Origin of the sequence: Microlunatus ginsengisoli, from assembly GCF_039537205.1 — a bacterium.
GTDB lineage: Bacteria > Actinomycetota > Actinomycetes > Propionibacteriales > Propionibacteriaceae > Microlunatus > Microlunatus ginsengisoli.
The window spans coordinates 88,392-99,706 of sequence record NZ_BAABAB010000021.1 but is presented as its reverse complement, the minus strand read 5'-3'; the positions used below and the strand labels follow the sequence as shown (position 1 = coordinate 99,706).

10 protein-coding genes are annotated in these 11,315 nt (G+C 69.5%); 6 read left to right on the top strand and 4 right to left on the bottom strand.

The genetic code is table 11. The annotated features are described in order from the left end of the window. Positions 1-103: 103 nt before the first annotated feature. Positions 104-2,818, bottom strand: coding sequence for a pyruvate, phosphate dikinase (gene ppdK / locus ABD747_RS14590; RefSeq protein WP_425562539.1), 2,715 nt, complete (start codon positions 2,816-2,818; stop codon positions 104-106). Between the two features lie 286 nt (positions 2,819-3,104). Between ppdK and ABD747_RS14585 the strand changes: the two genes are divergently transcribed. Continuing rightward, on the top strand, positions 3,105-4,061 hold the full coding sequence (locus ABD747_RS14585) for an Acg family FMN-binding oxidoreductase (protein ID WP_344805759.1): 957 nt from the start codon (positions 3,105-3,107) through the stop codon (positions 4,059-4,061). Positions 4,062-4,159: 98 nt separating this feature from the next. Here the strand turns inward: ABD747_RS14585 and ABD747_RS14580 are convergent, their stop codons facing one another. After that, entirely contained in the window at positions 4,160-4,309 is a 150-nt protein-coding gene (locus tag ABD747_RS14580; RefSeq protein ID WP_344805757.1) for a hypothetical protein, read from the bottom strand. On the opposite strand from ABD747_RS14580, the gene ABD747_RS14575 reads away from it, so the two are divergent. Beyond that, a complete protein-coding gene (locus tag ABD747_RS14575; RefSeq protein WP_344805755.1) occupies positions 4,299-5,282 on the top strand; it encodes a right-handed parallel beta-helix repeat-containing protein in 984 nt (327 codons plus the stop codon). The genes ABD747_RS14580 and ABD747_RS14575 overlap by 11 nt on opposite strands. Positions 5,283-5,310: 28 nt before the next feature. Then, positions 5,311-5,841, top strand: a complete 531-nt coding sequence (locus tag ABD747_RS14570) for a hypothetical protein (protein ID WP_344805753.1) — start codon at positions 5,311-5,313, stop codon at positions 5,839-5,841. Positions 5,842-5,881: 40 nt separating this feature from the next. On the opposite strand, the gene ABD747_RS14565 is transcribed toward ABD747_RS14570, so the two are convergent. Next, a complete protein-coding gene (locus ABD747_RS14565; protein ID WP_344805751.1) occupies positions 5,882-7,498 on the bottom strand; it encodes an FG-GAP-like repeat-containing protein in 1,617 nt (538 codons plus the stop codon). A 72-nt stretch (positions 7,499-7,570) separates the two neighbouring features. Beyond that, the gene (locus ABD747_RS14560) at positions 7,571-7,960 is read right to left on the bottom strand and encodes a DUF2237 family protein (RefSeq protein ID WP_344805749.1); all 390 of its coding nucleotides are present in this window, start codon (positions 7,958-7,960) and stop codon (positions 7,571-7,573) included. A gap of 142 nt (positions 7,961-8,102) precedes the next feature. On the opposite strand from ABD747_RS14560, the gene ABD747_RS14555 reads away from it, so the two are divergent. The 3 genes from ABD747_RS14555 to ABD747_RS14545 all read left to right on the top strand — a co-directional run bounded on the left by ABD747_RS14555 (position 8,103) and on the right by ABD747_RS14545 (position 11,288). Then, positions 8,103-8,783 carry a FadR/GntR family transcriptional regulator gene (locus tag ABD747_RS14555; protein ID WP_344805747.1) on the top strand — a complete coding sequence of 227 codons (681 nt, stop codon included), beginning with the start codon at positions 8,103-8,105 and terminating at the stop codon, positions 8,781-8,783. A 100-nt stretch (positions 8,784-8,883) separates the two neighbouring features. Next, positions 8,884-10,440 (top strand): amino acid permease, encoded by a 1,557-nt coding sequence (locus ABD747_RS14550; protein WP_344805745.1) that lies wholly within the window; start codon positions 8,884-8,886, stop codon positions 10,438-10,440. After that, positions 10,440-11,288, top strand: a complete 849-nt coding sequence (locus ABD747_RS14545) for a glutamate ABC transporter substrate-binding protein (RefSeq protein ID WP_344805743.1) — start codon at positions 10,440-10,442, stop codon at positions 11,286-11,288. The genes ABD747_RS14550 and ABD747_RS14545 overlap by 1 nt, the downstream gene beginning before the upstream one ends. The last annotated feature ends 27 nt before the right edge of the window (positions 11,289-11,315 follow it).

Genomic DNA, 11,315 nt, shown 5'->3' with positions numbered 1-11,315 from the left:
GAGGTGAGGTTCCGGGGGGCGGTGAGGCTCCGGGGGAGGGGTGAGGTTCCGGGGGAGGTGAGCTCCGGGGAAGGCCGGCCGGGTGCCGGGTGCCGGGTGCCGGTCAGGAGGCGGTCGCCAGGGCTGCCTGGGCGGCGGCCAGGCGGGCGACGGGGACCCGGAAGGGCGAGCAGCTGACGTAGGTCAGCCCGTGCGCGTGGCACCAGGCGATGGAGGCCGGGTCCCCACCGTGCTCGCCGCAGACGCCGACCTCGAAGTCGTCCTCCCGCGTGCGGGCCGCCGCGATCGCGCGGTCGATCAGCAGCCCGACACCGTCCGGGTCGAGCGAGCTGAACGGATCGTGGTCGTAGACGCCGGTCCGCAGATAGTCGATCAGGAAGCTCGTCTCGGCGTCGTCCCGAGACAGCGCGTACGTCGTCTGGGTCAGGTCGTTCGACCCGACGGAGAAGAAGTCCGCGTGCTCGGCCAGCTTGTCGGCGGTGAGGGCCGCGCGCGGCGTCTCCACCATGGTGCCGACCAGATAGTCGACGGTGATGCCCCGGTCGGCGAACACCGCCGCGGCCTCGCTGTCGATCACCTGCCGCGCCCGGATCAGCTCGCCGGCGTCGCTGGTCAGCGGGATCATCACCTCCGGCCGCGGGCCGCCACCTTCCTCGGCAGCGTCGCAGGCGGCGGCGAAGATCGCCCGGGCCTGCATCTGCAAGATCTCCGGGTGCCGGATCGCCAGCCGCACGCCGCGCAGGCCGAGCATGGGGTTGGACTCGTGCAACGCCCGGACCTGGCGGAGCAGGTCCTCGTCCCGGCGCAGCCGGCCGAGCAGGTCGTCGACCTCGTCCAGCGACCCGGCCGCCGACAGCCTGATCTTGGCGTCGGTGATCCGCTTGGACAGCTCCTCGAAGGTGGGCAGGAACTCGTGCAGCGGCGGGTCGACCAGCCGGATGATCACCGGCAGCCCGTCCATCGCCCGGAACAGGCCGAGGAAGTCGTCTCGCTGCAGCGGTTCCAGCTCGGCCAGCGCGTCCCGGCGCTCGGTGACCGAGTCGCTCATGATCATGCGCTGCATCACCGGCAGCCGTTCGGACTGGAAGAACATGTGCTCGGTCCGGCACAGCCCGATGCCTTCGGCGCCGTAGTCGCGCGCTCGCCTGGCGTCCGCCGGGTAGTCGGCGTTGGCGCGGACACCGAGGGTCCGCAGATCGTCGGCCCAGCCGAGCAGCGTGGCCAGCCAGCCGTCGGAGATGTCGGGGACGAAGGTGTCGAGCCGGCCGGCGTACACCTCGCCGGTGCTGCCGTCCAGCGACAGCCAGTCGCCCTCCTCGATCACCAGCTCGCCCATCGTCGCCCGGTGCCCGACCAGGTCCACCTCGAGCGCGCCGACCCCGACCACCGCGGGCTTGCCGAACTGCCGCGCCACCAGGGCGGCGTGGCTGGTGCGACCACCTCTGGTGGTCAGGATGCCCTCGGCGGCGAGCATGCCGTGGACGTCGTCCGGCTTGGTCTCGGGCCGGACCAGGATGACCTGGCGCCCGTCCCCGGCCAGCCGCTGGGCGACGTCCGGATCGAACGCGGCCACGCCCACGGCGGCGCCGGGGGAGACGTTCAGGCCGGTCGCGATCAGCCGGCCCTCGTCGGCCGCCTGCTGACGTGCGGCGACGGCCAGCTGCGGGTGCAGGAAGAAGTCGACCTGGCTCGGCGTGACCCGGCGGACCGCGTCGGCGCGTCCGATCAGGCCCTCGTTGGCCAGATCGACCGCGATCCGGACGGCCGCCTGAGCGGTCCGCTTGCCGTCGCGGGTCTGCAGCAGCCACAGCCGGCCGTCCTCCACGGTGAACTCGATGTCTTGCATCTCGTGGTAGCGCGCCTCCAGCTTCGCGGCCATCGCTTGCAACTCCGCGTACGCGGTGGGCATGACCTGCGCCAGCGCCTCGATCGGCCGGGTGGCGCGGGTGCCGGAAACCACGTCCTCGCCCTGGGCGTTGACCAGGAAGTCGCCCTCCAGGCCGGGCAGTCCGGTGGCGCCGCTGCGGGTCATGCAGACCCCGGTCGCGGAGTGCTCCCCGAGGTTGCCGAAGACCATCGCCTGGATGTTGACCGCCGTACCCAGGTCGTGCGCGATCCCGGCAGCGTTGCGGTAGTCGACCGCACGCCGGCCGTTCCAGGAGGAGAAGACGGCCTCGATCGCCATCCGCAGCTGCTCGGCCGGATCGGTCGGGAACCCGGCCGCGAGGTCGCGGAAGCGGGCGACGACGGTCCGCAGCTCGTCCGCGCTCAGATCGGCGTCGCTGGTCACGCCGCGCACGTGGCGCGCGTCGGACAGCACGTTCTCGAACAGCTCGTCACGCAGACCCAGCACGACCGTGCCGAACATCTGGATCAGCCGGCGGTAGGAGTCGAACACGAAGTGCTCGTCACCGGTCAGGGCCACCAGACCCTTGGCGGTCTCGTCGTTCAGGCCGAGGTTCAAGACGGTGTCCATCATCCCCGGCATGGAGAACTTGGCACCGGATCGGCACGACACCAGCAGCGGGGCCGCCGGATCGCCGAAGCGCTTGTCCAGCCGGTCCTCGATCGCGTGCAGGGCGTGCAGCACCTGCGACCACAGCCCGTCGGGCAGCCGGCCGTCGCCGTCGAGATAGCTCAGGCAGGCTCGCGTGGTCACGGTGAAGCCGGGCGGGACCGGAATGCCCAGGCGGGTCATCTCCGCGAGGTTCGCCCCCTTCCCGCCGAGCAGTCCCCGGACCGAGTCCCACCCGCCATCGAGGCCCGCCTCCACCTCGTCGAGTCGATCGAACCCATGAACCCACGTCGTCGAAGGCATGGTTGCGGTTGACATCGCCTTTCCTCTCATGTCACAGCGGCACCCGACACCGATCGGCCCGTCGAGCAGGCCGAGGGGGCGCCGATGTCTCGACCGTAGGCAGCCGTGCGTGGCCGGCCCCAGTGCCGGAGGTCCCGGCCGGGCAGGTCCGGAGGTCTGATCAGCCCCCGAAGCCGGGGTCGATGGCCCGCGGCGGGCAGGGCCGTTCGGCCCTGCTGGCCGGGCGCGGCCGGTGCCAGGCTCGACACGTCCCTCCAACGATGTCAGGTGGCCCACGATGATCACGATGAACGCCCTGAGCGAGTCCGTCCGGAACGCTGTCGAGCTGGCCGGTCGAGCGCCTTCGGTGCACAACACCCAGCCGTGGCGGTTCGCCCTCTCCGGCGACGCCATCGACCTGTACGCAGACGAGCAGTGCTGGCTGCGGGTGGCCGACCCCGATCAGCGTGACCTGGTGGTGAGCTGCGGCGCCGCCCTGCACCATCTGCGGGTGGCGCTCGCCGCGGCCGGGATCGGCGCTCAGGTGCGCCGGCTGCCGGATCCGGCCAGGCCCGACCTGCTCGCGTCCGTCGTCTTGGAGGGCGGCGTCGACCGGGTCGACGCCACCCTGGTCGAGCAGATCCCGCGCCGACGGTCCGACCGGCGGGCTTTCCGCAACTGGCCGCTACCCGACGCCTTCCGGCAGCAGCTGTTCGACCGCGCCGCCGAGCAGGGCGTCCTGCTGCTGCACGTGGACGACGCCGAGCGGCGGGCGCTGCTGGCCGGCGCTTTCGCCACGGCCGCGGCGGTGCAGACGAGCCGACCGGAGTACGTCGAGGAGCTGGCTGCCTGGACCGATCACATCGACTCCCACGGGATCCCGGCGGAGAACCTGGTCCGGCCCGCGCCGCCGTCGGTGGTCGCGGCGCGCGACTTCGGCGTGCCGAGGGAGACGGTGAACAACATCGAGCCCGAGCAGGCGATGCTGGTCGTGCTCGGCACCGCATCGGACGATCGGCTGTCCCGGCTGCGCGCCGGCGAGGCGGCCAGCGCGGTGCTGCTGGAGGCGACCCGGCAGGGACTGGCGAGCTGCCCGCTCAGCCAGGTGCTCGAAGTCGAGCAGAGCCGCGCCGTGGTCGCCGCGGACGTCCTCGGCGGAAGCCTGTGCCCGCAGCTGCTGCTGCGGATCGGCTGGGCGCCGGAGACGCCGCTGCCTGCCACGCCGCGTCGTCCGGTCTCGGAGACGATCGTCGGCCGGTCCTGATCGATTTCACGCCGTCGCTGACAGCGGCGACGGGAGTGCCGCAGACTGACCGTGGAGAACGCCGGCCGCCGGGAGCGGCCTGCTCGACTCACGGGAGATCATCGATGCGGATGCGGATGCGGATGCGGATGCGGATGCGGATGGCCGGGATCGGGACGCTGCTGGTGGCCGCCATGGTCGCCGTCGCGGGGGCCGGCGAGCGCGACGACGGGATCGGAGGTCGCGCGCTGCGGGGCGGTGCTGACCAAAAACGCCTACCTCGCCTCGGATCTCAGCTGCCGCGGCAACGCACTGACGCTTCGCGGCAACGTGGTCCTCGACCTGCGAGGTCATCGGTTGACGGCCAAGGGTGGGACCGCCGTCACCGTCACCGGAGACGGCAGCCCCACCGTGCGCAACGGGCGGATCAGCGAGTCGAGCACGGGTCTGGCGGCCGCGGAGGAGGAGAGCGACACCGGGTTGCCGGCTCGCACGATCACCGTGCGCGGCGTGCTGTTCGCCTGGAACGGGCTGGGCATCAATGCCTCCGGCACCAACGGGATGTTCCAGAACCGGTACACGGACGTGGACGTGAAGGACTCGCACTTCCACCGCAACGGCTCCGGTATCGCCGGCGTTTTCACCGGCATGTTCACCGTGAGCGGTTCGTCGTTCACCAACAACGATCGTGGTGTTCACATCGACACCGGCGGCGTCTCGGTGACTCGGTCGTACTTCGGCAACAACACGTCCGAGGCGTTCGGCTGTGAGGAAGCCCAGTGCAGCCTGACCGACAGCCGGGTGGAGAACAGCACGACCGGCGTATCCGTCCGGACCAGCCCGCTCGTGCTGCGCCGGACGACGATCACCGGCGCCACCACGGCGGTGTCGGCAGTGGTCGGATTCGGGCTCGAGCTGACGTCGAACACGTTCGCCCGCAACACGACCGGGGTAGATCTCACCCTCAGCGCTGCCACGCTGACCGGGAACACGTTCACCGACAACACCACCGGTTTCACCGCCTCGTCCCAAGACAGCGACTTCGTGGCGACACTGGTGAACAACCGTTTCGTGCACAACACCGACGGCGTCTTCACGACCGAGGCCGGGGTCGCGTTGAAGGGCAACCGAGCCGTCCGGAACAGCGGGTGGGCCTTCTACGCCCCGAACGGCACCGACCTCGGCGGAAACACGCAGGTCAGCACCGGCCACCGGCCGCCCTGCGCGGGAGTCGCCTGCTGAGTCAGCCGGGCCTGGCAGGATTGCTGCCATGACCGGCGGGGCGATCGAGGAGCTCGTCGTCGCGTACGACCTGGAGCGGGTGACCGAGCGGGCCGAGCGCCGCCGCCGGCTGTTCCGGTCCAGGTTGGTCAGCCTGCTGATCACCGTGCTGGTCGTGGTGGGCTTTGCGATCTGGCTTCGCTCGCAGGGGCAGCCGCTGGGCCTATGGGTCTCGGTCGTGATCGTGACGATCAGCGTTGCCTGGGCGGCCATTTCCTACCTGATCTATCGACGGGCTCGACGCGAACTCGGCGAGTTGCGGCCCGGGACCGCGATCCGGATCGGTCGCGGTGGTGTCGTGATCGGCGACCTGTCGTCCGGGTGGGACGGCGTCGCCGAGATCGCGACGGTCAAGGGCGGGCTCGGCCGGAGCGCTCGGCTGGCGCTGCGCCTGCGCGACGGACGTACGTCGTCGGTTGCGTTGGACCAGGTCAGCGTGTTGCCGGCGACATTGGACTCGACGACCCGGGTCTATTCCGCCGGCCGGCACGGCGTCGACCTGACCGCACTCGAGATCTGATCACTCCGATGACCGGCCGGTCGCGGATGAGCCTGAGACCTCAGCGGGCGAGCAGACCGTAGCCCAGCTGTGGTGCGCCGGCGTCGGGCCCGAACGAGGAATTCGTCCAGATCGTGCTGCCGGCACCCGTCAGGCCGTCCCGGGTCGAGCGGAGCAGAAGGACCCCACCGCCACGCTCTGGCTCGGACCCGTCCCCATCCACGATCAGGTCGGGGATGCCGATCACCAGGTCGGCGTACGGGCCCCTGCCGAAATCGGCGGCAGCCACGGAGGCACCGAACGAGTCGAGGTCGTCCGGGTCTTCGGGTACTCCGGGGCTGGCCAGCGTCCAGCGTTGACTGCCGCGTGCTGTCAGCCCGGTGGCCGATCCGTGCAGAACGAAGACCGCGCCCCCGTTGCCCCAGATCGCTCCGACGGCAAGGTCGTCGTATGTGGTCGTTCCGCCGTTGCGTCCGAGGTCTGCGCTCGCGAGCGAGATCCCGAACTCCTCGTACTCTCCCGGCTTCCCGGAGATGCCGGCACTGGCCTTCGTCCAGATCTGATTGCCCTTCGACGTCAGACCGCGGGCGGTGCCGTACAGCACATTGACCGCGCCGGCCTGGATCTGGCCGCGCACGCGCTCCAACCTGACACCGACCGCCACGTCGGCATACCTGCGACCCGCGAAATGCCCGACGACCAATGGGCCGCCGCCGAACTCGTCCCCGGCCTCAGCGCGGCCGTGGACCCCCTTGGTGGCCTGCGTCCAGCGCTGTGCGCGCTTGGATGTGATTCCGGTCGGACCACCGCGGAGGACAACGACGGCGCCCGCCGCTTGCCGTCCGTTTGCCCTCGCGCCGGGCACGCCGACTACGACATCGTCGTAGCCTGACGCCGTCAGGTCCCCGGCGGCAAGTGCTGCCCCGAACGCCTTGTCGCGCAGCGTTCCCGGCACACCGGGCGAGCCCGACGTCAACCACCGGCTCCGGTTCGCAGTCAGCCCGCGAGCCGAGCCGTAGAGAACGTGCACGGCGCCCGGCCAGCTCCGGTGCCCGCGGAGCTGCTCGCCGGGCACACCGATTGCCAGGTCGGCGTCGCCGGAACCGTCGAAGTCTCCGGCCGCCAGGGCGCCGCCGAACCAGTCACCGGGCTCGGCCGTCCCGGCGACGCCACTGCTGTCCTGGCTCCAGGTCTGCCGACGCGTCGGATCGAGCCCCGTGGCCGACCCGTACAGGACATAGACCGCGCCGGCTGACGATTTGCGACCGACCTGTGCCTCCGGAACGCCCACAGCGAGGTCGGTATAGCCGTCGCCGTCGAAGTCGGCCGCGGCAGTGGTCGATCCCGAAGACTCGAAGTCCTCGGGCAGTGGCTGGGTGAGGACGTCGTCAGGGAAGAAGGCCGATCGACTCGCCGAGAGCCCCGTGGGTGAGCCGTACAGGATCCGGGCGGCCCGATCCTGGTTGATCACCAGGTCCGGATAGCCGTCGCCGTTGATGTCGATGCGGCCCTGTGCGGTCGCCGGCCGAGCGGGTGCGGTCGCCGGCCGAGCGGGTGCGGTCGCCGGCCGAGCGGGCGGAGCCGCGGGAGCGGCGGCAGCGTGGTGTGGGACCGCCGTTGCGGGCAGACCGGAGGCGATCATCACGAGGGCGACCGTGACCAACCCGCGGAGCCGCATGATGACATACTCGCTCAGTCGGGCCACCGCGAGCCATACGCAATGGTGCGTAAAGCTAGGCAGGATGCCCGACTATCCCAGCACGCTCAGATCGTCCGGTACGTCCACGGCGAAGCGGCGGAGCACGTCGAGCTCGACCAGGTCGAGCGCCCGCTCGTTGGTCGCCGCCAGCACGATCGGTGAGGCCAGGCCGGCCTCGTACGACTGCAGCCAGCGGTCCAGCACGACGCACCACCGGTCGCCGGGCCGCAGTCCCGGGAACCCGAACTCAGGGACCGGGGTGATCAGGTCGTTGCCGACCGACCGCTGATGGGCGAGGAAGTCCGCGGTGACGACCGCGCAGACCAGGTGACGGGCCACCGCCGGTCCGCAGGTGCAGCTAGCGTCGCGATAGAAGCCGGTCACCGGGTCCCAACCGCAGGGTTCGAGCTCCCCACCGAGCACGTTGCGCTCCTGGTGCACGTCATCAGTATTCAACGCGCTCGTTACATAGCAATGCTTGACGCCCCGTATTCTCCGGTGCCAAGGTGAACGCGTGGGTTACCTGTCTGACAGCCGTACAGCTGGTCCGTCAGTGTTCCCACGACAGTCGGCAGTCGGTTTCGTGCTGGATGATCTTCAGGACGCGATCGCCGCCGGCGTGATCAGGGTCGGTGACCGGCTGCCGTCGGAGGCCGCCCTGGCCGCGCGCTATTCGGTCAGCCGGTCGGTCATCAGGGAGGTGCTACGTGCCAGTTCCGCCCTCGGGCTGACCGTGACCCGGACCGGCAAAGGCACCTTCGTCGTCGGTCGGCGTCCCAGCGAGTTGATCTTCGGTGGGTACTCCGTCGGCGATCTGCTCGAGGTGCGTCCGCACATCGAGGTGCCAGCCGCCGGGTTGGCCGCTCTGCGGCGGACCGAGGCCGACCTGGAGCAGATCCAGGGACTGATCGAGCACATGGAGGCCGAGTCCGATCCGCAGGTGTGGATCGGCTTGGACGCGAGCTTCCATCTGGCCGTCGCCGAGGCGTCGAAGAACCCGGTGTTCACCCAGGTGATCAACTCGATCCGCGCCGCGCTGACCGGGCAGTCGGGGATGCTCAACGACCGCTCCCGCCGGCGGCGGGGAGACTCCGACTCCGAGCATCGCAGCATCGCCGCCGCCATCGCCCGGAGCTCGGTGGTCGAGGCCGAGGATGCGATGCGATTCCATCTCGACCAGGTCCACGACGCCGTGGCCGAGTCGCTGACCGACGACACCGCACGTCCGGGCCAACGCGACGGCCCCGTCAGCGCGATCAGCTGAGCCCAGCACCACCCGCTTCATTCGTTCCTCGCCTGTCATCGCCGTCCGGCATTCTCGCCTGCCTTCCAGCCCTGTGAAGACGCCCCCGAAACGAGAGATCATGACGCAACTCGACACACCTCAGAGTGACCACTCTGCCCACCTCAACGCCGAACAGGTGGGCTACAAGCAGACCCTCGGTCGCCGCCACGTCCAGATGATCGCCATCGGCGGCGCGATCGGCACCGGTCTGTTCCTCGGCTCGGCGTCCCGGCTGCACAACACCGGGCCGGCCCTGATCCTCAGCTATGCCTTCGTCGGCGTGGTCGCGTACTTCCTGATGCGCGCGCTCGGCGAACTGGTGCTGCACCGGCCGACATCCGGCGCCTTCGTCTCCTACATGCGGGAGTTCTACGGCGAGAAGGCAGCCTATGTCACCGGCTGGATGTACTGGATGAACTGGGCCCTGACCGGTATCGCGGAGCTGTCCGCGGTCGGCTTGTACGTCCAGTACTGGATCCCGACCATGCCCACCTGGGCCACCGTGCTGATAGCGCTGGCGGTGGTGCTGGTGATCAACCTGCTGTCCGCCCGGGCGTTCGGTGAGTTCGAGTTCTGGGCCGCGATCGGCAAGGTCGGCGCCATCGTCGTCTTCCTGGTCGTCGGCGTGGTGGTAGTGGCCTTCGGACTGAACGTCGGTGATCACAAGGCCGGCATCTCCAACCTGTGGAGCAATCCGGGCGGTTTCTGGCCGACCGAGGCCCCGTACAACTGGTACGGCCCGCTGCTGGTCATGTCCGGTGTCGTGTTCGCGTACGCGGCGATCGAGATGGTCGGCGTCGCGGCCGGGGAGATGGAGAACTCCGAAAAAGAGGTGCCGAAGGCCGTCAACGCGGTGATCTTCCGGATCGGCGTATTCTACATCGGCTCGATCTTCCTGCTCTGCTGCATGCTGCCGACCAGTGAGTACACGGCGGGTACCAGCCCGTTCGTCACCGTCTTCGACCGGATGGGCCTGACCTGGATGGCCAGCCTGATCCAGGCGATCCTGATCATCGCGGCCATGTCCAGCCTGAACTCCGGGCTGTACTCCACCGGCCGCGTGCTGCGCAGCCTCGGGATGTCGAAGCAAGCGCCGCGGTTCACGCTGAAGATGAGCAGCCAGGGCGTGCCCTGGGCCGGGATCGTGATGACCTCGGTCGTCTTCGTCTTCGGCGCGCTGCTGAACTTCCTCGAGCCCGACGCGTTCGAGATCGCGCTGGAGGCGGCATCGATCGGAATCGTCTTCACCTGGGGGACGATCTTCGCGTCCCAGCTGCGCTTCCGAGCCCTGGTCAACAAGGGTGTCATCCCACCGAGCAAGTTCCCGGCACCCGGTTATCCGTGGACCAGCTACTTCGGGCTGGCGTTCCTCGTCTTCGTGCTGGTCGGGATGGCGATCTCGGGCTGGCAGTCCTCGCCCTACTTCTGGCACAAGACCACCTTCATCGTGGTGGTGATCGGCATCCCGGTCCTCGCCATCCTGCTCGTGATCGGCTGGTTCCTGGTCCGCAAGAACGTGGTGGAGCACACCGGCGGCAAGATCAAGGCGGTCTGGTCCGACGACGGGCCGACCTACGGTCGAGACGTCACTCCGGACGACCTCGATCCGGCTGAGAACGGGGAGGAGGACCGGTGATGCGGGCCCACGCCGTGCGGTCCTCGCTGGTCGCCCTCGGTGCGGCCCTTGCTCTCGCGCTGACCGGATGCGGATCCGGCGGCGAGGTGAACCCCTCGCCGTCGGTCGTGCCCGGCGCGACACCCGGCGGCTCGCTACGGATCGGCATCTCGTTCGACCAGCCCGGGCTCGGCCTGAAGGACGGCGACACCTACAGCGGCTTCGACGTGGACACCGCGACGTACGTCGCCAAGTCGCTGGGCGTCGAACCGGACAAGATCACCTGGATCGAGGCCGATCCCGGAAATCGGGAGAGCCTGCTGACCAGCGGCGCCGTCGACATGGTGCTGTCGACGTACTCGATCACCGACGACCGCAAGAAGGTGGTCGACTTCGCCGGGCCGTACTTCGAGGCCCATCAGGATCTGCTGGTGCGGCGCAACGAGGAGGAGATCACCGGTCCGGAGACGCTGGACGGTCGCATCCTGTGCTCGGTCCCCGGCACCACCTCCGCGGCTCTGGTGAAGGAGAAGTACAAGGGCCGGATCACACTGAAGGAATACAGCAAGTTCTCCGACTGCGTGGCCGCGCTGGACCGGAGCGAGGTGGACGCCGTCACCACCGACGACGTGATCTTGGCCGGCTTCGCCGCGGAGGATCAGTACAAGGGCAAGCTCAAGGTGGTGGGCAAGGGGTTCTCCGACGAGCTGTACGGCGTCGGCATCAAGAAGGGTGACTCCGCCCTGGTCGACAAGGTGAACACGGCGCTGAAGGCCTATATCGCCGACGGCTCGTGGAAGGCGTCGCTGGACAAGAACGTCCGCCCGTCCGGCTACGACATCCCGGCGCCGCCGACTCCGGGGAGCTGAGTCGCCGGTCCGGCAGGGCATGATGAG

Bases quoted from the DNA above. Each gene is read 5' to 3' on its own strand.
- ABD747_RS14570 (WP_344805753.1), top strand. From the start codon at position 5,311: ATGACCGGCGGGGCGATCGAGGAGCTCGTCGTCGCGTACGACCTGGAG.
- ABD747_RS14545 (WP_344805743.1), top strand. From the start codon at position 10,440: ATGCGGGCCCACGCCGTGCGGTCCTCGCTGGTCGCCCTCGGTGCGGCC.
- ABD747_RS14565 (WP_344805751.1), bottom strand. From the start codon at position 7,498: ATGCGGCTCCGCGGGTTGGTCACGGTCGCCCTCGTGATGATCGCCTCC.
- ABD747_RS14550 (WP_344805745.1), top strand. From the start codon at position 8,884: ATGACGCAACTCGACACACCTCAGAGTGACCACTCTGCCCACCTCAAC.
- ppdK (WP_425562539.1), bottom strand. From the start codon at position 2,818: ATGCCTTCGACGACGTGGGTTCATGGGTTCGATCGACTCGACGAGGTG.
- ABD747_RS14585 (WP_344805759.1), top strand. From the start codon at position 3,105: ATGAACGCCCTGAGCGAGTCCGTCCGGAACGCTGTCGAGCTGGCCGGT.